Origin of the sequence: Agromyces archimandritae, from assembly GCF_018024495.1 — a bacterium.
Taxonomy (GTDB): Bacteria; Actinomycetota; Actinomycetes; order Actinomycetales; family Microbacteriaceae; genus Agromyces; species Agromyces archimandritae.
This window is the reverse complement of the sequence record NZ_CP071696.1, coordinates 3,046,077-3,066,247: the sequence shown is the minus strand read 5'-3', so window position 1 is coordinate 3,066,247 and position 20,171 is coordinate 3,046,077. Positions and strand designations below refer to the sequence as shown.

Sequence of the window (20,171 nt, the reverse complement as noted above, 5' to 3'; positions counted from 1 at the left end):
TCCTCTTGCGAAATGCGGGACGTCCGGGTTACTCCGGCAGGGGTGCGGAGACCATGGTCTTGATCCGCCCGATCAGATCGGACTTGTCGTAGCGGTGGTACAGGCCGATCAGGTTGCGGGTGACGTCGCCGCGGTGCAGGAACTCGTACAGCTCCTGGCGCTGCCCGAAACCGTCGCCGGCGAGATCCCAGGCGAGCCGGAAGATCCGGGCCTTCTCGTCGACGCCCATGCCGTCGGCGCCCTTCATGTACTTCTCGAGGAAGGGCCGGAGCTCCTCGCTGTCGAGGTCGGCCTGGCTGGGCTGCATGAGCATGCCCGAGGCCGCGATCCGCCGCAGGATCTCCTGCATCCGCCCCGAGATGTTGGCCGAGTAGACGCCGACGGCCGGCGAGCTGACCGGCGCGACGAGCCCGCCCGAGGTCGTCGTGTGCTGGGCCTCGGTCGCGAGGGTCAGGAAGCGCGCGATCTCGACGACGGAGGTCATCTCGCCGAGCTGTTCCTGGATGTTGCGGAAGCCGGAGACGCCGATGGAGTCCGCCACGAGGGAAGCCACGCCGAGGTAGGTCTTCATGCGCTGCTCGAACCTGATGTGCGAGCTGTAGCCGGCCCACGGGGTGATGCGGCGCAGCCCGGTCAGCGCCAGCGGGCCGTCGTGCATCAGGAAGACCCGCTGCCACGGGATGAACACGTCGTCGAAGAACAGCATCGAGTCCTGCTCGTCGTACTGACGGGCGAATGGATGCCCGTGGCCCCACTCGTGGTCGCCGAGGGGTTCGCGGCAGAGGATCTTCAAACCGGGCGTGTTCATCGGCAGCGCGAACCAGAGGACGAACTCCTCGGCCTCGCGGACGGCGAAGCTCGCGGAGAGGTATGAGAGCACCTCGTTCGAGAGGGGTGCGAGGGTGGCGAGCTGCTTGGCGCCGCGGACGACGATGCCGTCCTCGCGCTCCTCGATGATCCTGAGGCCTTGATCTGGGTCGTCGAGGACGGACTTGCTGCGGTCGATCTGTGGGTCGCCGAGGGCGTGCGTGAGCGCGAGATCGTTGTATGCGCAGTGCTTCCAGTAGTCGACGGCGTTCTGGCCGAAGCCCTCGCGGTTGCCCTCGAGCTCATCCCTGAAGTCGTAGAGGCCGACGACGACGTTCGCCATGTAGTCCGGCGAGCGGCCGAGCTGCCCCCAGGTGTTCTGCATCCAGGCGTGGCTGTTGGCGTACTTCTCCTTGAGCTCGTCGAGGGTGCGCGGCAGCAGGTAGGACTTGCTGAGCCGGATGCCGGAGTCCTCGTCGACGTAGGTCATCACGTCCCGCAGCCCCTCGCTGTGCTGCAGGTCGTAGAGTTCGGCGAGCCGGTCGACGGTGCCCTTGAACGCCGGGTGCACGGTGACGTCCTCGATGCGTTCGCCGTTCAGCCACACCTCCCGTCCGTCGCGGAGGGACTCCTTGTACCGCTCCCCCGTGAGGGCGCCCAGGCCGCTGGTCAGCAGCACCTGTTCGAACTGCGTCTTCGCATACGTGTCCGTCATGATCTCCTCATCGATTCCGTGTCTCGTCCGGTGCGGCGGGTGCCGCTCAGCGGACCTGAAGCTCCGATTGCAGGCCTTCGCCGATCACGCCGACGTGCTCGGCCATGAGGGCCCGTGCCGCCTGCGGATCGCCGGCGGCGATCGCGTCGACGAGGCGGAGGTGGTAGTCGTGCGAGCGGTGCGACTTCGCGATCTCGTTGCGCGGTGCGAACAGCAGCTGCCGTTCGCGCTGCAGTGCTTCGAGGGAGGCGTGGAGGAAACGGTTCTTCGACGCCTTCGCGAGCGCGACGTGGAAGTCCATCCCGACCCTGGTGAAGCCCACCTGGTCGCCGATCGCCGCCGCCTCCTCGTCGAGCAGACGCTGCAGCTCCTCGAGGTCCTCGGCCGTCGCATGCGCGGCGGCGAGCGCAGCGACGGCGGGATCCATCGCCGACTGGGTCTCGAGGATCTCGCCGGTCTCGAGGCCGGCGAGGCGCACCTGCATCCGCACGCCGTCTGCGAGGCGGTCGTCGTCGCCGGGAAGACTGCGGTAGTCGCCGTCGTAGTAGAGGAGCGGCTTGCCGCTGCTGCCGCCGGTCGCCACGACGCTGCCGACGAGGATCTCGTGGTCGCCGCCGGCGACGATCTCGTGGACTTCGCAGTCGAAGTAGGCGACGGCCCCGTCGACGATCGGCGAGCCGGTGATGCCGGCGACGGTGCGGATCCCGTCGAAGCCGCCTTTGGCCTCCGGCCTGCCGCGCGTGGCGAAGTAGGCGGAGACGTCCTGCTGGTCCTCGCCCAGGATGCTGACGGCGAATCGCTGCGAGTCCTTGACGAGTCCGAGCATCCGGCTCTCGGACATGAGCGACACGGTGATCAGCAGCGGGTTGATCGACAGGCTCGCGAACGAGGAGACCGTGATGCCGTGGACGGTGTCGTCGTCGAGCCTGGTGGTGACGACCGTGACCCCGCTCGCGAACCGCCGTGCGGCCTGCTTGAACCCGTCTTGGGTCGCGGCCATCGCCCCCGGTGAGTGATCCGACATCTTCGTCCCTCTCTCGCGTACCGCCTCGTACGAACTGTCTTATTGTTTTTTGTTTTGACAGGACGTGTCAAGGACCGGGACGCCGGGTCCGATTATCGGAACGGCGGACCGCGAGGGCTCAGCCGACGAAGACCGTCGTCGGCAGTTCCGCCAAGCCGCGGATGCGGTTGTTCAGCCGCCTGCGGGGCTCGCCGACGGAGAACGAGGCCACCCGGTCGGCGAGGGCGGAGAACACCGCAGCGCCCTCCATGCGCGCCAGGCCCTGCCCTGCGCAACCGTGCACCCCCGAGCCGAAGGCGATGTGGTCCATCGCGTCCCGGCGGATGTCGAAGGCATCGGCATCCGGGCCCCACTTGCGCTCATCGCGGTTCGCGGAGCCGTAGAGCATGAGGACCCGCTGCCCGGCGGGGATCACGACGCCGTCGACATCGACGTCGCGCGTGGTGACCCGGCTGAACCACTGCAGCGGTGACTCCATGCGGACGATCTCGTTGAAGGCCGATGGGATGAGGCTGCGGTCCTCGCGCAGCATCCGCCACTGATCGGGATGCTCGGCGAAATAGCGCACGCCGGCGCTGATCGCGTTGATCGTCGTGTCGAGACCGGCGGTCACGTATGCGCTCATCAACGGCACGACGGAGTCACGGGCGATGACGCCGCGATCGGCGGCGTCGAAGATCACCCAGCCGAAGCTGCCCTCGACGAGGTCCTCCTTGTGCATCTTGGCCAGGTAGGCGAACTGGTCCTCGAGCAGCGGCATCGCCTCACGGGTCCGCGGCACATCGGGGCCGCCCGCGTTGAACGCCGCATCCGCCCAGGCGAGCGCACGATCGGCCAGCTGCGCCGGAAGCCCGATGAGCTCGAGAACGACCTGCACCGGGAACGCGCGCGCCAGATCGGCGACCGCATCGAACTCGCCGCGGTCGACGACGGCGTCCACGAGCACCCGCGCCTGCTCCTCGAGACCGCCGCGGAGCACCCGCAGCGCCCGTGGTGAGAGCTTCTCGGTGAGCACGCCCCGCAGCACATCGTGGTAGGGCGGATCGGTGGCGATGATGAGACCGCCGGTCGTGGCCCGGGACGCCGGGTTCAGCGCCACGCCCTCCGCAGAGGTGAAGGTCTGCCAGTCGTTGAGCGCGGCCCGCACGTCCTCGTATCGCCCGAGGGCCCACACGCCGTATCGGTCGAGGCGCACCGCCGGGGCCGCGTCGCGAATCCGTCGGTAGAGCGGATACGGGTCCGCGAGGGCTTCATCGCTGAACAGATCCAGCTCGGTCTCGACGACGGCCGTCATGATGTCTCCTTCCAGGGCCGGCGCATCCTCGCACCGGCGCTGCCCAGGCTACGTCGAAGCGTTCGCCGTCGGTTCCGGCACGATGTCCGACGCTCCGCGCACCTGAGTGGACACATCGTCGGAAGCTGTTCTCCGCGCGTGATGCGCGCTCGCGCGAGCCGCCTACGCTTGCCTGTGCGGACGCTCGCCGATGCGCATCCGCACGAGAGGAAACACGCCATGCCAACGAGCATCATCATCATCGACCAGGCCCGCTGCGAGGGGTACGGGTTCTGCGCCGAGGCCGCGCCCGTCCTCCTCGAGCTCGACGACGACGGCATCCTCCACACCCGGAAGGACGTCGACGGCGACGACGAGCTCGAACGTGCCGAGGCGGCCGTGCGCGTCTGCCCGGTCGCCGCCCTGCGGATCGGCGCCGGTGTCTGAACGGGGCGAGAGCGGCACCCTGCGCACTCGGGTCGCCGTCGTCGGCGGCGGACCCGTCGGCTCCGCCGTCGCCATCACCCTCGCCCAGGAAGGCGTGGACGTCGTGCTCATCGAGAAGCACGCCTCACCGCAGCCGGTGCCGAAAGGCCAGAACCTCACGCAGCGGACGGTCGAGCACTTCCGCTTCTGGGGGCTCGACGAGCGCCTCGTCGCCGCACGGACGATGACCGCGGCGCAGCGCTCAGCCGGTATGACGGCCTACGGCTCCCTGTTCAGCGGTTACGCCTACCCGTGGCTGCGGCGCGACAGCGTCGGCGCCTACTACGCCGCGCCCAATATGCGCCTGCCGCAGTATCGCACCGAGTCGGTGCTGCGCGAGCGGGTCGCGGAGCTCGACGCCGTCAGCCCGCTCTGGGAGTGGGCGGCGACGGAGGTCTCGCAGGAGGCGGACTCCGCACGGGTGCGCGCGGTCTCGCGGGCGACGGGCGCCTCCCTCGACGTGATCGCCGACTACGTCGTCGCGGCCGACGGCAGCGGATCCCTGGTCCGCGACGGCGCGGGGATCTCCCAGACGCGCGCGGACCACGACCGCCGCATGGTGCTCGCGGTGTTCCGCTCGGCGGAGTTCGACCGGGTCATGGAACGCTTCCCCGACACGGCGTTCGCGAACGTCATGAACGAGGACCTCGAGGGCTACTGGCAGTTCTTCGGCCGCGTCGACGCGAGCGAGACCTGGTTCTTCCACTGCCCCGTCCCCGCCGGCACGACCGCCGAGTCCCTCGACCTGTCGGCCGTGCTCGCACGGGCGATCGGCCGCCCGATCGCATTCGAGACGCAGTACCTCGGGTTCTGGGATCTGCGGTTCACGCTCGCCGACACCTACCGCAGCGGCCGGATCCTCGTCGCCGGCGACGCCGCGCACAGCCATCCGCCCTATGGCGGGTACGGCATCAACTCGGGCTTCGAGGACGCCAGGAACCTCGGATGGAAGCTGGCCGCCGAACTGCACGGGTGGGCCGGACCGGCCCTGCTCGACTCCTACGACCTGGAGCGGCGCCCGGTCTTCGCGGCCACGCGCGATCATTTCATCGAGCAGTCGATCCTCGACGATCGCCGATTCCTCGCGGCGTTCCACCCCGATCGCGACCGCGGTGCCTTCGAACGCGCCTGGGCGGCGCGCACGAGCGACGCCGTCGACGAGGTCGATCGATTCGAGCCGCACTACACCGGATCCCCGGTGGTGGATGCCGTAGGCCGACCGAGCGCGGTGGGCGCGCACGAGATGCGCGCGCGGGCCGGCCATCATCTCGCCCCCGGGTCGACGGCATCCGGAGCCGAGCTGTTCGGCGCCCTCGGCCGGGGGTTCGGGGTGCTGTACGCGCCGGGCACGGCGCCCGACGCCTTCGTCGCAGTCGCTGCCAGGCTCGGGGTGCCGATCCGGGCGATCGGTGTCGACGCGGCGACGGCGGCGGCGTACGACGCACCGTTCGTGCTCGTGCGCCCCGACCACTTCGTGGCCTGGGCCGGTGCGAGCGATGAAGACGCCGCCCCGGCGCTCCGCATCGCGATCGGCTACGAGGCCTGACCCGCCCCGGGGCACACGGAAGCGGGGGTCCGCAGACCCCCGCTTCCGCCCCAGACCCGATCAGCGCACCCGCAATCCGACCTTCAGGGCGGCACCGGTGTGCATCGCCTCGTAGCCGGCTGCGATCTCGTCGAACGGCAGCACGAGATCGATGAGCGGCGACATGTCGAGCTGCCCGGCTGCGGTCTCGGCGACGAAGCGGTCGAGGTAGACCCTGGCCGGGGCGGTACCGCCGGCCAGATGCAGCGCCTTGCCGAACAACTGCATCGGAGGCACCGGGTCGACCGCGTGCGGCACTCCGACGAATCCGACGCTCCCGCCGATGCGGACGATGCCGAGCGCGGTGTCGAACGCGGCCTGCATGCCGACGGCCTCGACGACCCGGTCGACGCGCAGCTCCGGGTGACGGGCGACGAACTGCTCCGGTCCGGGCTCATCCCGGGTGACCTGGACCGTCTCGACCCCGTATCCCTCGGCGATCCTCAGCCGATCCTCCTGCTCCCCGAGCAGCAGCACGCGCGCCGCCCCCAGTTTCCGAGCCCCGACGGCAGCCGAGATCCCGACGGCGCCGTCGCCGACCACGGCGACCGTGTCGCCCGGTGAGACGCCGGCGAGGATCGCCCCGTGGTAGCCCGTCGCGAACACGTCCGCGAGCGGCAGCAGTCGCCTCGCAAGCTCGTCGTCGAGCTCGCCGAAGGTCCATGGCAAGGCCACGAGCGTCGCATCGGCGTGCGGCACCCGGATCCGTTCCGCCTGCGCACCGGCGCCGTCACGGCCCCAGAGCCCGCCCTGCGCGCACTGCGACGGCAGGCCGCCCCGGCACTCGGGGCATCTGCCGTCGGCATGCATGAAGGGGGCGATCACGGCGTCGCCGATGCGGAACCCGACGACCTCGGCGCCGACCTCGCTGACGACGCCGAGGAACTCATGACCGGTGCTGCCGGCGGCGTGCTTGGGCACCAGGCCGCGATACGGCCACAGGTCGGATCCGCAGATCGCGGCATAGGCGATGTCGACGACGACGTCGTGCGGGTCGAGGATCGTCGGCTCCTCGACCTCCGCGATCGCGATCTCGTACGGGCCGGAGGCCCAGCTGCTGCGCATCCCCTTCGCCTCAGTCCGCGAGCCGGACGCTCGTCGGCAGATGCGCGAGGCCCCGGATCAACTGGTTGAGCCGGCGCACCGGTTCGCCGACCTCGAAACGCTCGACGCGCTCCGCGAGCGCCCCGAGCATCGCCTGCGCTTCGAGTCTGGCCAGGCCTTGCCCGGCGCAGCCGTGGATCCCGTAGCTGAAGGCGAGGTGCTCCGCCGCGTCCGGCCGCGCGATGTCGAATTCCAGCGGATTGCCCCATTTGCGCTCGTCGCGGTTCGCGGACGGGTAGAAGACGACGATCCGCGAGCCGGCGGCCACCGGGTCTCCCCCGATCTCCGCATCCCGCGTCGCCACCCGGCAGAAGTACTGCAGCGGGGAGTCGTAGCGCAGGATCTCGTTGACCGCATTCGGCAGCAGGCTGCGGTCGCGCCGCAGCGCATCCCACTGCTCCGGGTGCTCGGCGAAGAGCTGGACGGCGTTGCTGATGGCGTTGATGGTCGTATCGACGCCGGCGGTGACGTAGGCGGACATGAGCGGCACGCACGACTCCTGCGCGATCCGGCCGGCGTCGGCCGCATCGTAGATCGCGCGACCCATGCTCCCCTCGACGAGGTCGTCGCGGTGGATCGACGAGAGGTAGGCCAGCTGCTCCTGCAGCAGCGGGAAGGCCGCCATGGTGCGCTCGCTCATCGGCGCGGCGGCGGAGAAGGCCGCGTCGGCCCAGCGCAGCACCTCATCGCGGCCGTCGGCGGGCAGGCCGACGAGGTCGAGCACCACCTGGATCGGGAACGCCTGGGCGAGGTCGACGACCGCGTCGAAGTCCGTCGTGCGTCCGAGGAGGTCGTCGACGAGCACCCCCGCCTGCGCGTTCACGCTCTCGCCGAGTGCGCGCAGCGCCCTGGGCGAGAGCTTGTCGGCGAGGACTTCGCGCAGGGCGTCGTGCTCGGGCGGATCCGTCGCGATGATCATGCCGGCGGTCGCTTCGTTGGTGAGGTCGTTCAGGGCGATACCGCGGGCGGAACTGAACGTCTCCCAATCGCCGAGCACCTGCCGCACCGCGTCGTATCGGCCGACCCCGAAGGCGTCGTGCGTGCTGAGATAGACGGCGTCGCCGGCCTCGCGGATGCGGTCGTAGGCGGTGTGCGGATCGGAGACGTACGCCTCCGAGGTGAGGTCGAGGTCGTGCAGGACGGCGGTGGTCATGGTCGTTCCTAGGGTCGAGGGGTCGAGGGGTCGTGGTCGGGTCAGTCGCGTCGCGGGCCGCGCGCCGTCACCCATTGCCAGCTGGTGAACTCGTCGAGGTTCCAGTGGCCGCCGTAGCGGCCGCCGTTGCCCGACTGGCCGACGCCGCCCATGGGGACGTGGGGCGCGTCGTTGATGGTCATGCCGTTGATGTGGACCATGCCGGTCCGCACACGCGCGGCGAGAGCGAGCCCGCGGGTCAGGTCGCCGGTGTGGACGGCCGCCGAGAGCCCGTATTCGCTGGCGTTCGTCCACCGCACGGCCTCGTCGTCGTCCGAGAAGCTGGTGACTGGCAGCACGGGACCGAAGATCTCGTTCTCGAAGGCGGCGTTGCCGGGGTCGACATCGCCCAGCACCGTCGGGGTGTAGAAGGGGCCGGACCGCTCCCCACCGACGAGCACCCGTGCTCCGTCGGCGACGGCCTGGCCGACGATCGACGCCACCCGTTCTGCCTGCTTCTCGCTGATGAGCGGCCCGACCCGCGTCGCCGGGTCCGTCGGGTCTCCGACCTTCATCGCCGCGACGGCCTCGCAGAGGCGTCTCGTGTACTCGTCGGCGATCGAGTCGTGCACGAGGTGCCGGCCGGTGGCCATGCAGATCTGGCCGTTGTGCAGGAGGGACCCCGAGAGCGCTGCCGACACGGCCTCGTCGAGGTCAGCGTCGTCGAGCACGATGAGCGCGTTGTTGCCGCCGAGTTCGAGGACGACTTTCTTCAGCAGCCGGCCGGCGACCTCGCCGACGCGGCGGCCGGCCGCCGTCGATCCGGTGAAGGAGATGACGTCGGTATGCGGCGAGGCGACGACGGCCTCGCCGGTTTCCGGCCCGCCCGGGAGGACGTGCAGCACACCGGCCGGCAGGCCCGCGGCCTCGAACGCCTTGGCGATCACGATGCCGCCGGAGATCGCGGTCTTCACGTCGGGTTTCAGGATGACGGCGTTGCCGAGCGCGAGCGCCGGAGCGACGCTGCGCATCGCCAGGAGCATGGGCGCATTCCAAGGGGCGATGACGCCGATGACGCCGGCGGGCACGCGGCGGGCCATGGAGAGGATGGTCGGGTCCTCGTTCGGCAGCAGGTCGCCGTAGGGCTGTTCGAGAAGGCTCGCAGCCGCGCGGAGCTCCTCGGCCGACTTGTGGATCTCGCCGTTCACCTTCGCGGCGATCGCCCCTTCCTCCCGCTGGAGCAGCAGCCGGTCTTCGCGTGGGAGTTCTTCGAGGAATTCGGCGGCGCGGTGCATGACCGCGGCGCGTTCGCGGAAGCCGAGTTCGGCCCATGCCGGCTGGGCACTGCGAGCAGCGAGACCGGCTGTTGCGACATCGTCGGCGTCGGCGAGACCGACGGTACCGATCGCCGTTCCCGTCGCCGCGTCCCGCGCGGTGTAGGTGCCGCCGTGCGGATGCCTCCAAGTGCCTCCGAATACGGTTCCCGCGTTGATCTCGTCGTCGAGCGCAGCCATATCGCCTCTTCCGTCCTCATCGTCGGTGCTTCGGCGACACCTCGGCGTGTGCGCCGGGTCAAGCCAAGCAGCCGAGCGACTCGCGGGCATGAGCGCGGCGTCGGAATCGGCCGCGGCCGGGTTGGACAGTCCGTCGCATCCGGTGACCTGATGCCGGGCGGTCACCAGCCCCGGCACACCCGCGTCAGCGCGGCTCGCCCTGCCCCGCGACGACCGCGACCGCGCGGGCGAGCTCGTCGCCGGTGGGCAGCGCGTCGGGGGCGAGGAGCCAGAGCAGCCCGAGGGATTGGGCGAGCACGAAGTCCAGGCGCGCCACGGCATCCGCCGCGGCTTCGTCGAGTTCGGGGTGGGCCTGGCGCAACCGCTCGGCCATGCCGCGGTGCCCTTCGGCGACGGCGTCGCGGAGGGGCCCGCCCGATGCCGGGTCGCGGAGCGCGAGGAGGGCGTTCTCGAGGCTCGCGAGGAGGGCTTCGCGGTTGGCGGCGAAGATCTCGGGCATGCGATTCCAGGTGTCGGCGAAGGCGTCGATGAGGGGCAGGTCATGGTGCTCGCCGACGAGGTCTTCGAGTTCGTCGCCGATGCCGGTGCCGAGCGATTCGACGAGCGCTTCGCTGATGAGGCGGTCTTTCGAGCCGAAGTGGTAGCCGATGGCGGCCAGGCTCACCCCCGATGCCGCGGCGATGTCGCGCGCGGTGGTCTTGGCGACGCCGCGCTCGAGGATGACCTTGCGCGTTCCGGCCAGCAGATCCTCGCGATTTCCCATGCGTCCATCGTACGACGATGTCTGAGACATCTGTACTAGACATGCGTGCCAACTCGGAGTAGACATATGTCTGAGACAAACGTCTGAGAGCATCCGCCGAACGAAAGGCACCGCCATGACCGGCACCGAACCGAGCACGACCGCACCGCGCATCCTCGTCTCCGGCGGCGGCATCGCCGGCCTCGCCCTCGCCCTCCAACTCGTCCGCGCCGGCCGGGCGGTCACCGTCGTCGAACGCGCACCCGCTCCCCGCTCGGGCGGGCAGGCCGTCGACCTCCGCGGCGCGAGCCACGAGGTCGCCCGCCGCATGGGGCTCCTGTCCGGCATCCACCCCCGCCGCCTCGACGAACGCGGCATCGCCTACGTCGACGGCCGCGGCCGCATCACCGGCCGCCTGTCGATGGAAGCCTTCGACGGCAAGGGCCCCGTCGCCGAGGTCGAGATCTCGCGCGGCGACCTCAACGAGGTGCTGCTCGACGAGCTGGCCGCCGCGGCCGCCGCCCGGCCCGGCCTGCTCGAGCACCGCTACGGCGACCACCTCGCCTCCCTCGCGCAGGACGATTCGGGGGTGGATGCCGTCTTCGCATCCGGCCGCACGGAACGCTACGCGGTCGCGATCGGCGCCGACGGCGTGCACTCCGCCACCCGGCGGCTCGCCTTCGCACCCGAGGCCGAGGTCTCCACCTACCTCGGCGGATACATCGCCTTCTTCACCATGCCCACCCCGGCCGACGTCCAACCCGGCTGGTTCTCGATGCGCGTCGTCCCGGGCGCGGCGATCGGCATCCGCCCCACGGGCGACCCGGCGGTCTCGATGGCCCTCATCACCCTCCGCACCGAGCACGATCCCGCCCTCCGCGGCGACCGCGCCGCCCAGCAGGCCCTCGTCCGCCGCATGATCGCCGGCGCCGGCTGGCATGCGGCCACGATCCTCGAAACGATGGAAGGCGCCGCCGACTTCTACTTCGACGAGCTCGACCGCGTCGATCTCGACTCCCCCGTCGACGGCCGCATCGGCCTCGTCGGCGACGCCGCCTCGTGCGGATCGCCGCTGTCGGGCATGGGCACCGCGACCGCCCTCATCGGCGCCTACCTCCTCGCCGCCGAACTCGTCGCAGACCCCGTCGATCCCGTCGCAGCACTCCGCCGCTACGCCGCAGCCCTCGCCCCCTTCGCCGAAGCCGGCAAGGTGCTGCCCGGCGGCGGCATCGGCTTCATGGTGCCGGCGAACCGTTTCGCGGCGATCGCCTCGCAGGCGACCATGGGCATCATGCTCACCCGCCCCTTCCTCCCCCTGATGCGGAAGATGTACCTGGCCGGCCGGCCGGTCGACCCGGCGCTGCCGGCCTGACCGCATCGATCGGAAATCGAGAAGCCGCCCCGCCGGTCGCCGTTCTAGCGTGGGCAGTACCGGCACGATCGAGGAGGAGCACACGATGAGCGAGAACACCACGAAGAGCGGATTCACCGACGAGGAACGTGCGGCGATGCGCCAGCGCGCCGACGAGATCCGCTCCACGAAAGGCCTGAAGGGCGCAGCGAAGCTCGCGAAGGAGTTCGAGGCGTGCGTCGCCGCGATCGACGCGCTGACCGGCCTCGACCAGCAGGTCGCCCTGCTCCTGCACAAGATCGTCTCCGAGGAGGCGCCCGGGCTCGCGCCGAAGACCTTCTACGGCTTCCCGGCCTACGCGCGCGACGGCAAGGTCGTCGTCTTCTACCAGCCGGCTTCGAAGTTCAAGACCCGCTACGGCACGGTCTCCTTCGACGACCCGGCGAACATCGACGACGGTCCGATGTGGCCCGTCTCGTATGCGGTCGTCGAGATCACCGACGCGGTGGATGCCGCGCTCCGCGACCTGGTCCGGCGCGCCTGAGGCGGCGGCGTGGCGGCGTCTGCCCCGAGTGGATGCCGCACGCCATGCCGCGCGACGCTACTCGGCCTGTGCGAGCAGCCCCGCGAGGCCGGGGAACGAGGCATCCGCCGCAAGCACACGCTCGAAGTCCTTGCGGGCGAGCGAGCGCTTGCCCTCCTGCATATGGACGCGCCCGCGCTCGACATACGCGAGGTTCCGGAGCCCGACGGGTCTCGACCGCAGGCGGAGGGCTTCCTCGAGCGTCTCCCTCGCGGCCTCGTGATAGCCCTGCTCCCGAAGAGCTGCACCGCGCTGCACGAGGAGGAACATGGAGGGTTCATCGACGTTCGTGACGCCGTCCGTCAACTCGACGATCTCGCCCCAGCGGCCTTGCTGCGCGTACAGCTCCGCAAGCGAGACCGCAGTCAGCGTCGACGGTTCGAGCTCCTCGACGACGGCGATCGCGTCGTCGACGTACCCGAGGGACTGATGGAGTTCCGCAAGTATCAGCCCGAGAGCGTTTCGGTCGAGCCCGAGCACGGCCGTGATGCCGTTGGCGATACCCACCGTCAGCGTCTTCTCCGACAAATAGCTTCGGACGAAGCGCTCCTGATGCGGATCGACTCCGCGGGCGTGCAGCCACGCGAGCAGTGAGCGTGCGCGAGGCATGTCGCCGGCCGGCAGGTTCACGAAGACCGCCTCGACGAGGGAGAGGGTCGGAGCACCGGTGGGCGACTCCTGCGCCAGATACCGAAGCTCGGCAACGTCGGGCGCGGGCGATCCGACTGCCCGGTAGGCGACCTTCTCCCACACCGGCGCGAACAGCCCCGGCTTCGGCGTTTGCGCGTGTGCGGCCTTGGCCGACGATCCCCGCGCTGGGGCGCCCGACCGCCTTGCAGCGGATCGTCGCCGGGACGATGAGCCGATCGATTTCACGTTCGAGATCCCGGTGCCGGGGATGCCGATCGTGCGGGTGACACGGCCGGTTGAGTTCACCGACACCCTCGCGCCTCGGACGCCGGCACTCACTCCGACGGATCGAGGCGTCACCGTGACGCGGACCCCGGGCACGACGGTGAACGATTTGCGAATCCGGAATCCCATCTCAGCCGTCCTTGTTTTCGTCTCGTGCCGGGATCATTCTTCGCAACCGACCCCGTCGCCGTTGCGGTCGAGGTGCCGCGCGTAACCGGGTTGGCCTTCGTAGATCGGAGCGGCTCCTGCCTCCCGCGCGGCATCGCAATTCTCATAGGAGACCGTTTCCGGGACCGGATCCGGTGCCGGAGCCGGTGCCGGAGCCGGTGCAGGTACGGGAACCGGATCCGGTGCGGGAGCCGGGGCGGGCGCCGGTTCAGGTGCCGACTCCGAGGATCCCCCCTCGGATCCCGCCGACGCGCCGGCGTCCTCGACCGGCTCGACCGCAGGTTCCGGCACAGGCGCGAAGCCCGACGTCACCGCCGCCTCGTCGGGGCAGTCTGCGAGGATCCGGGCGATCCGGTCGTGCTCGGCCTGCGTGACCCACAGCCCGTACGTCGCCTTCACCGACACCTGGTGAGCGACATAGGTGCAGCGGAACTGCGTCCGCGGCGGCAGCCAGGTGGCGGCGTCGCCCGCCCCCTTCTTCGCGTTGGTCGGGCCGTCGACGGCGAAGAGGTTGATCGGGTCGTTGGCGAGGCTGATGCGCTGCTCCGCGGTGAGCTGCTGCGCACCGGTCTCCCACGCGTTCATGAGCGGGACGACGTGGTCGATCTGCACCATGAGCGAGGTCTTGTTCCCCCGGATGAAATCGATCGTCTTGCCCGTGTACGGGTCTTGCAGCGTTCCGTCGAGCACCTTGCAGGGCCCTTCGACCGTGTGCGGGTCGAGGTCGCGCGCGAGGATGTCGTTGCGGGTGTCGCAGCCGTTCCGATCGACGTCGAGCCAGGCGGTTCCGAACGAGGCGACCCGATCGTACCCGGTCTTCGGGGCGCGCCCCTTGACCGGGAGCGTCTCGAGCAGGGCGAGGGCGGTCGCCTGCGTCGCGGAGCCGTCGGCGAGGACGACGGACGCAGCCGCGTCCGGAGCCGTGACGACTTCGGGATCCGCGGGTTCGACGGTCGGCTCCGGGGTAGGCGTCGATATCGGTACGGCCGTCGGCGTGGGTGCGGGATCGGCATCCACGGCTTCGCTCGAGGCTCCCCCGATCCCCACGGCGCCGCCGATCACTGCGACCAGCACACCTGCGACGGCGACCATCGCCGTGCCCTTGCGCCCGACGATCCGTGCCCATTCGGGCCGTCCGTTGAAGAGCGCCTGTGCCCCGAATCCGGCGCCCAGGATGCCGAGGACGAAGAATCCGGCCCCAGGGCCGTTCGAGAAGGCCACGATGAGGATCAGGAAGGCGACGACGGCGAGCATCAGCCGTTTCGGGTTCTTGAGGAGGTAGAGAAGCCGTCTCGCCATCGACTGGGCAGGCGGCGCGTCTTCCCGCTGATCCGTCCATTCGTCGCCGTTCCAGTAGCGGCGTGTTCCCGCTGCGTCGGGGTCCGGGTACCAGCCGGCGGGTTTCGGCGGGAAGTCCTGCATTTTCCTCCTCGGACATGTTTTCAGCCGCTCATGGTAGGTGGGAACGCCGCTATGACCGCATTGTGCCCCGTCTTCGCGGGGCATGTCTCGCCCAAGACCCAGGTCCATGACCGAGCACGACAGCGGCGGCAGGCCCTCCCGCACCGCCGTGCAGACGCAGCGGCCCATGTGCTCGACGAACGAGCCGACGAGCCGGCGCGGCACGCCATTCGACTGAGAGAATGTCGTGGCGTGTCTCACCGAGGCAGCACGCCGACGAAGCGAGGAGGCACCATGCCGGGTCGGGGATTCGACGCACCGGATCTGTTGAAGTTCATCGAGCACGCGTTTCCGGGGGTGCCGCGCGAGGAACTCATCGGGCAGCTCGCGGGCGGTCTCGGGGCGGCATGGCGGCGGCCGGAACCGCAATTGCTGCCGGTGCCGGACCGGGTGCGCGGGTTCCGGCTCCGTGTCGACCTGCAGCACACGAAGCCGCCCGTGTGGCGGCGTATCGAAGTGTCGGGTGACCTCACGCTCCCCCGGCTCCACGCCGTGCTGCAGGCGACGATGGGGTGGACGGATTCGCATCTGCATCGCTTCCGCACGGGCAACGACCGCATGGCCCCGGAGTTCATCACCCCCTTCGATCTGGAGGAGGGCGAGGAAGGCATGCTCGAAGACGAGGTGCGTCTCGACCAGCTCGTCGCCGAGTCCGGGGACCGGCTCTGGTACGACTACGACTTCGGCGACGGATGGAAGCACGTGCTGCGTGTCGAACAGGTGCTCGACATGCCGCCCGAGGTGCCCCGATGCCTCACCGGCAAGCTCGCCTGCCCGCCGGAGGACTGCGGCGGCGTGTGGGGCTACGGCGAACTCGCCGACTGGGTCCGCAGCGACTACGACGGAGCGCTTCGTCCCGAGGTGTTCGACAGCGACGAGCACGCTCGCGATTGGCTGCCGAGCGATTGGCACCCGGACCGATTCGACGTCGATGAGACGAACGAACGAATCGCCGCAGCCGTGGCCGAGCCCGCACCGGTCGGCGAGGAACTCGCTTCGCTGCTCGAGGCAGCGGAGCGCCGGGGCGCGTCGATCCTGCGCGACATCCTCGGGCGTCCCGCCTCGCACGGCCCCGTGGCCGTCGACGACGCCGAAGCGGCGGCACTCACCGAGCCGTTCCGGGTGCTGCTCGACGTCATCGGCGGCGGTGCGAACCTCACCGCCGCAGGGTACCTCAGGCCGGACGATGTCGAGGAGATCGCACGGCGCACCGGCATCACGGAGTGGTGGATCGGCAAAGCCAATCGGGAGGATCTCACCCCGCCGGTCGCGACGCTGCGCTCTGCTGCCCGCGCGCTCGGACTCGTCGCGGTGCGGAACGGCCGCATCTCGCCGACCCGGGCCGCCGCACGTTGCGCCGGCGACCCGCAGGCACTCCTGCACCACATCGTGGGCCGGCTGCCACTCGGGAAGTCGCCGGCCGAGCGCCAGGCCGGCTGGGCGGCGCTCGTCGTCGCGGGGAGCGATGCCGACCTCGAACTCTGGAACCATCTCATCGTCGGCGTGCTGTTCGATCTCGGCTGGCGCGACGGCCACGACCGCCGATCGATGCCGCCCGCCGACAGCCCAACACTCGACGTCATGGAGCAGCTCGCGGGAGTCTCCCGCGGTCGCCGCCTGGGCGGTATCCATCGCCCGGTGGGTGCGATCGCGCGAGCCGCGGTACGCGGGTAGGGACGACCCCCAGGACGCCGACGAGCTCGCCGCCGATGCGGGTCTTGTATCCGCTTCCGACCCGGGCGACAACCCGGCGCTCGAGCGTCACCGTCCGCCGCTCGCCGGCCCGCCTCGGGCGTCCTGAAGGCATGGGAAGGCCCCGGTAGCGTCTCGACGCTCCGGGACCTCCGCGCACCCGGTAGATACCGTGACGGCATCTCATAGGGCGATTCCGGTGCCCGAAGCCAGCGGGGCCTTGCCGATCAGAACCCCGAATGCCGCAGCATCAGGGCGTTCCACCCCTGTTTGCGGTGCATCTTCGTGGATCGGTGTCGGCGACGGTTATCGTCGTGCCGAGCCCATAGGCTCTTGTTCGGCGGCCGGCCGGGGCCCGCGACAGCGGGAGTTTCGGTCGCCGAGCTGCCGGCGGGCGGGTTACGGGCCGCCTGTCGGCACCCTCGGCAGTTCCGGGCGGGACGCGTCGCGGCATGGCAGCAGCGACTGACATCGCCTCGGCCCACAGGTGGGCGAGAGTCCCCGACCTCCGACCGGAAGGAGCCTGCATGCCGACCACAGACCCGGCAAGCTCGCGCCTACCGCGAGGAAGGGTCTTCCCAGACGTACCAAGGTGCTGATGGCGGCCGCGTCGACCCTTGTCGTGGCCCTCGTCGCCACCGGGGTTGCGCTCGGTGTCGCCCGCGCCAAGCGTGCGGCCGCCATCGACGCATACCGGCAGAGCCAGGACGCGCTCCGGGAGGCGATCGCCGCCGACGATTTCTGCTACGACTCCATCAGCCAGATCCGCATGGATGCCTGCTCGATGGACCGGATCGGCCTCGTCGGCGACGCCGCCCACTCCACCGGGTCCCACAGACGGTTCCCAAGTTACGTGAGGTAACTTATTCCCGTGATGGAGCGAACGCACCATGGCAGTACCGAGCCGACGCCCTCGGGCACCCGCCTGAGCGCGGCCGAGCGGCGCCGGCGCCTTATCGACGCCGGCGTCGCCATCGCCCGCGAAGAGGGCGGCGCGTCGGTCACCCTCGCCCGCGTCGCCGCGCGCACCGGCGTCACGAAACCGATCGCCTACCGGCACTTCGGCACGCTCCCCGATCTGCTCGCCGCACTGCACGAAGCGATCCTCGACCGCTACGGCCAGGTCGTGCGCGAGGCGCTCGACGCAGCGGGCAGCCGCCCGCGTGAACGGCTCGCGGCGATCGCACGGGCCTACATCACCCACGGGCTCGGCGAGGGCGCCGCCTACGACGCCGTCACGGCGGCCCGGATCGTCGCGGGCGGCCCGGCCGAACCCGACTTCGTCGTCCCCGAACGACTCGAACAGGTCTTCGTCGACGCCTTCGACCTCGACGGCGACCGAGCCGCTCCCCTGATCGTCATGTTCATCGGCGCCGGCGACGGCCTCGTCGAATCGGTCAACGCGGGCGTGCTGTCGACGGAGCTCGCGATCGCGAGCCTCGTCGACCTGTTCGGGCGGATGCTCGCGGAGCCGGGCGCACCGTCTCCCGTCTCATCTTCGGAGCGTGAACGATGAACCCTCTTGCCGCCGTGGCCGCGGCCGCTGGGCTCGGCCTGGCCGGGTTCGACCCGTTCGGTGCGTTCATCGCGATCTCCGCTCTCGCCGCCGGCGGGCGCATTCGTGCCGTTCTCGCCTTCTTCGTCACAGCGGCCGCCTCGACGATCGTCGTCGGCACCTTGCTCGGTGAAACGGTGCACGCCGTCACGGCGTGGATCGCGACGAACATCGTGGTGCCCGACCCGCTTCGGTTCGGCGTGCAGGTCGTGGCGGCGCTCGCCCTCGCGGTGTGGACGGTCCTGCGAATCCGGCGAGGCACCCGCGCCGCTTCGAAGGATCGCCGCAGGACCGGTGCGGGCATTTGGGCGATGATGCTGCTCGGACTGCTCTGGGGCGTCTCGGCCCTCACCGACCCGTCGTTCTACGCGGTCGCGGCGCTGCCCGTCGGCGGGCTCTGGGCGATGGCCGGCCTCATCACGGTGTGGTTCCTCGTCAGCCAGTCCCCGCTCGTCGCGTTCACGCTCGTGCTCGGCGCGGGGCGACGCTCGGCGCCCGTGCGCCGGATGACCGAGTTCATCGGCCGCCTCGCGGGCCCGTCGGCGGTGCTCATGACCGTCTTCCTCGGTGTCGCCGCCGTGCTCATCGCCGCCAACGCCGCCACCTGGCCGATCACCGGCTCGTTCTTGCCGTTCTGAGCCCGACAGGCAGAGCGGAGGCGACACCTCAGCGCCGCCTCGGCGGCCTGTCCGGTCGCCATCATCCGCTCCCTCTTCGGCGGCGGCGCCGTCACGAGAACCGGCCACGACCGACTCTCCGCGGTCGATTCGGCCTGCTCTCGGCGACGGGCGGCCGACTCGGCCTGCTTTCGGGATGCTCTACGCAGTCGCCGCGTCGCGCGCGACCGGAAGCGGGCAGGCGAGCTGCCCCTTGAGCCGCCAGACGGCGGCGACGGTCGAGAGCACCATCGCGGTGATCGCGAGCACGGGCTGCAGGGGTGCAAACCAGGTCAGCGCCCCGGTGTATCCGAGCGCGAGCAGGGCGATCTTGTTGCAGACCGGGCAGCCGACGGCGAACCAGGCGAGCATTCCGCCGGCGATCGCGAAGCGTCCGCTCCGGTGCTCTTCGGCGTCGTCGCCCCCCGCCCCGGCCACGGGGTCGTCGGCGGCGCGGGTAGCCGCACCGTCCGGAATGCGGGGGCGGACGTAGCCGGCCATGAGGATGCCGGTCATTGCGGAGGTGAGGATCCACACCGGGTAGTTCCACCACACCGGCGCGATCTCGCGCGCGAAGAGCGGGTTCGGGATGAGCACTGTGGCCACGCCGATGAGGACGGCGGTGCCGACGCCGGCGAGGATCGCGACGAAGATCTGCCGTGGGTCCCAGGTGCGAAGCGCCATCGCCGCGAGTGCGAGGTTCGATTTCTGGCGGCCCGCCCAGGCCGCGATGCGGTTCATGTGCGGTCCTTCTGCGAGGCCGCGGAGAGATCCACGAGCCGGCGCGCGTCGTCGTATTCCGCGATCGCTTCTTCGTCGATCCGCTCGGCACGCACCGGAATGGTGCAGCGCCCCGTGATCGCCATCGCCGTGACCCCGAGGGCGACGACGCCCGCGATGATCGCGATGACGGGCTGTTCCGGCACCTCGCCGACGGCGAACGCCGCGACCATGAGGGCGACGAGCCCCTGGACGATGCGCGTCCCGGCTCCGGGGCGGCACACCGGTGCCGCGCTCGGCGAACCCGTCACGACACTGCGTTCTGGGCGCGGGCCTCTTCGACCTTGGCGCGCACTTCGACCATGTCGAGGCCGCGGACGCCGGAGATCAGCTGGTCCAGTTGGGCCGGGCCGAGGGCGCCGGGCTGGGCGAAGACGAGGATGCCGTCGCGGAAGGCCATCAGGGTCGGGATCGAGGTGATCCCGAAGCCGGCGGCGAGCTCCTGCTGCGCTTCCGTGTCGATCTTGCCGAACACGATGTCGGCGTTCGCCTCGGAGGCCCGCTCGAACACCGGCCCGAAGACGCGGCACGGGCCGCACCATCCCGCCCAGAAATCGAGCAGAACGATCCCCTCCTGCTCGATGGTGCCTTGCAGGGTGTCTTTCGTGATCTCGACCGTCGCCATGCC

General features: G+C 70.4%; 20 protein-coding genes. 8 read left to right on the top strand and 12 right to left on the bottom strand.

Going from position 1 to position 20,171, the window contains the following annotated elements:
• Positions 1-28 precede the first annotated feature (28 nt).
• The 3 genes from G127AT_RS14120 to G127AT_RS14110 all read right to left on the bottom strand — a co-directional run bounded on the left by G127AT_RS14120 (position 29) and on the right by G127AT_RS14110 (position 3,840).
• Entirely contained in the window at positions 29-1,522 is a 1,494-nt protein-coding gene (locus G127AT_RS14120) for a 4-hydroxyphenylacetate 3-hydroxylase family protein (protein ID WP_210897928.1), read from the bottom strand.
• Between the two features lie 46 nt (positions 1,523-1,568).
• On the bottom strand, positions 1,569-2,546 hold the full coding sequence (locus tag G127AT_RS14115; protein WP_210897926.1) for a flavin reductase: 978 nt from the start codon (positions 2,544-2,546) through the stop codon (positions 1,569-1,571).
• Between the two features lie 118 nt (positions 2,547-2,664).
• The gene (locus G127AT_RS14110) at positions 2,665-3,840 is read right to left on the bottom strand and encodes a cytochrome P450 (protein ID WP_210897924.1); all 1,176 of its coding nucleotides are present in this window, start codon (positions 3,838-3,840) and stop codon (positions 2,665-2,667) included.
• Positions 3,841-4,059: 219 nt separating this feature from the next.
• On the opposite strand from G127AT_RS14110, the gene G127AT_RS14105 reads away from it, so the two are divergent.
• On the top strand, positions 4,060-4,266 hold the full coding sequence (locus G127AT_RS14105) for a ferredoxin (protein WP_210897923.1): 207 nt from the start codon (positions 4,060-4,062) through the stop codon (positions 4,264-4,266).
• Complete coding sequence (locus tag G127AT_RS14100; RefSeq protein WP_210897920.1) at positions 4,259-5,851, top strand: FAD-dependent monooxygenase; 1,593 nt, start codon at positions 4,259-4,261, stop codon at positions 5,849-5,851. Before G127AT_RS14105 ends, G127AT_RS14100 begins: the two co-directional genes overlap by 8 nt.
• A 60-nt stretch (positions 5,852-5,911) precedes the next feature.
• On the opposite strand, the gene G127AT_RS14095 is transcribed toward G127AT_RS14100, so the two are convergent.
• The 4 genes from G127AT_RS14095 to G127AT_RS14080 all read right to left on the bottom strand — a co-directional run bounded on the left by G127AT_RS14095 (position 5,912) and on the right by G127AT_RS14080 (position 10,403).
• On the bottom strand, positions 5,912-6,955 hold the full coding sequence (locus tag G127AT_RS14095) for an alcohol dehydrogenase catalytic domain-containing protein (protein WP_210897918.1): 1,044 nt from the start codon (positions 6,953-6,955) through the stop codon (positions 5,912-5,914).
• Positions 6,956-6,965: 10 nt separating this feature from the next.
• Positions 6,966-8,147, bottom strand: coding sequence for a cytochrome P450 (locus G127AT_RS14090; protein WP_210897917.1), 1,182 nt, complete (start codon positions 8,145-8,147; stop codon positions 6,966-6,968).
• A gap of 41 nt (positions 8,148-8,188) precedes the next feature.
• Positions 8,189-9,640 carry an aldehyde dehydrogenase family protein gene (locus tag G127AT_RS14085; RefSeq protein WP_210897915.1) on the bottom strand — a complete coding sequence of 484 codons (1,452 nt, stop codon included), beginning with the start codon at positions 9,638-9,640 and terminating at the stop codon, positions 8,189-8,191.
• Between the two features lie 184 nt (positions 9,641-9,824).
• Positions 9,825-10,403 (bottom strand): TetR/AcrR family transcriptional regulator, encoded by a 579-nt coding sequence (locus G127AT_RS14080; RefSeq protein ID WP_210897913.1) that lies wholly within the window; start codon positions 10,401-10,403, stop codon positions 9,825-9,827.
• 115 nt (positions 10,404-10,518) lie between these two features.
• Between G127AT_RS14080 and G127AT_RS14075 the strand changes: the two genes are divergently transcribed.
• Together G127AT_RS14075 and G127AT_RS14070 are read left to right on the top strand one after the other, a co-directional pair.
• Positions 10,519-11,754, top strand: coding sequence for an FAD-dependent monooxygenase (locus G127AT_RS14075; RefSeq protein WP_210897911.1), 1,236 nt, complete (start codon positions 10,519-10,521; stop codon positions 11,752-11,754).
• 85 nt (positions 11,755-11,839) lie between these two features.
• Positions 11,840-12,277 (top strand): hypothetical protein, encoded by a 438-nt coding sequence (locus tag G127AT_RS14070; RefSeq protein WP_210897910.1) that lies wholly within the window; start codon positions 11,840-11,842, stop codon positions 12,275-12,277.
• Positions 12,278-12,334: 57 nt separating this feature from the next.
• On the opposite strand, the gene G127AT_RS14065 is transcribed toward G127AT_RS14070, so the two are convergent.
• Both G127AT_RS14065 and G127AT_RS14060 read right to left on the bottom strand, forming a co-directional pair.
• A complete protein-coding gene (locus G127AT_RS14065; RefSeq protein WP_210897909.1) occupies positions 12,335-13,360 on the bottom strand; it encodes a DUF4236 domain-containing protein in 1,026 nt (341 codons plus the stop codon).
• A 33-nt stretch (positions 13,361-13,393) separates the two neighbouring features.
• Positions 13,394-14,821: a GmrSD restriction endonuclease domain-containing protein gene (locus G127AT_RS14060; protein ID WP_210897907.1), complete on the bottom strand. Its 1,428-nt coding sequence runs from the start codon at positions 14,819-14,821 to the stop codon at positions 13,394-13,396.
• A gap of 168 nt (positions 14,822-14,989) precedes the next feature.
• Here G127AT_RS14060 and G127AT_RS14055 point away from each other — a divergent pair, with 168 nt between their 5' ends.
• The 4 genes from G127AT_RS14055 to G127AT_RS14040 all read left to right on the top strand — a co-directional run bounded on the left by G127AT_RS14055 (position 14,990) and on the right by G127AT_RS14040 (position 18,745).
• The gene (locus G127AT_RS14055) at positions 14,990-16,534 is read left to right on the top strand and encodes a plasmid pRiA4b ORF-3 family protein (RefSeq protein WP_244857607.1); all 1,545 of its coding nucleotides are present in this window, start codon (positions 14,990-14,992) and stop codon (positions 16,532-16,534) included.
• A 616-nt stretch (positions 16,535-17,150) separates the two neighbouring features.
• Entirely contained in the window at positions 17,151-17,414 is a 264-nt protein-coding gene (locus G127AT_RS14050; RefSeq protein ID WP_210897905.1) for a hypothetical protein, read from the top strand.
• A 12-nt stretch (positions 17,415-17,426) separates the two neighbouring features.
• Positions 17,427-18,068 (top strand): TetR/AcrR family transcriptional regulator, encoded by a 642-nt coding sequence (locus G127AT_RS14045; protein ID WP_244858013.1) that lies wholly within the window; start codon positions 17,427-17,429, stop codon positions 18,066-18,068.
• Positions 18,065-18,745 carry a hypothetical protein gene (locus G127AT_RS14040; RefSeq protein ID WP_210897900.1) on the top strand — a complete coding sequence of 227 codons (681 nt, stop codon included), beginning with the start codon at positions 18,065-18,067 and terminating at the stop codon, positions 18,743-18,745. The genes G127AT_RS14045 and G127AT_RS14040 overlap by 4 nt, the downstream gene beginning before the upstream one ends.
• A gap of 180 nt (positions 18,746-18,925) precedes the next feature.
• Here the strand turns inward: G127AT_RS14040 and G127AT_RS14035 are convergent, their stop codons facing one another.
• Genes G127AT_RS14035 through G127AT_RS14025 form a run of 3 tightly spaced genes read right to left on the bottom strand, consistent with a single transcriptional unit; the run spans position 18,926 to position 20,168 of the window.
• Complete coding sequence (locus G127AT_RS14035) at positions 18,926-19,504, bottom strand: hypothetical protein (protein ID WP_210897899.1); 579 nt, start codon at positions 19,502-19,504, stop codon at positions 18,926-18,928.
• The gene (locus G127AT_RS14030) at positions 19,501-19,794 is read right to left on the bottom strand and encodes a hypothetical protein (RefSeq protein ID WP_210897896.1); all 294 of its coding nucleotides are present in this window, start codon (positions 19,792-19,794) and stop codon (positions 19,501-19,503) included. Before G127AT_RS14030 ends, G127AT_RS14035 begins: the two co-directional genes overlap by 4 nt.
• Positions 19,791-20,168 (bottom strand): thioredoxin family protein, encoded by a 378-nt coding sequence (locus G127AT_RS14025; protein WP_210897894.1) that lies wholly within the window; start codon positions 20,166-20,168, stop codon positions 19,791-19,793. The genes G127AT_RS14030 and G127AT_RS14025 overlap by 4 nt, the downstream gene beginning before the upstream one ends.
• Positions 20,169-20,171: the final 3 nt, after the last annotated feature.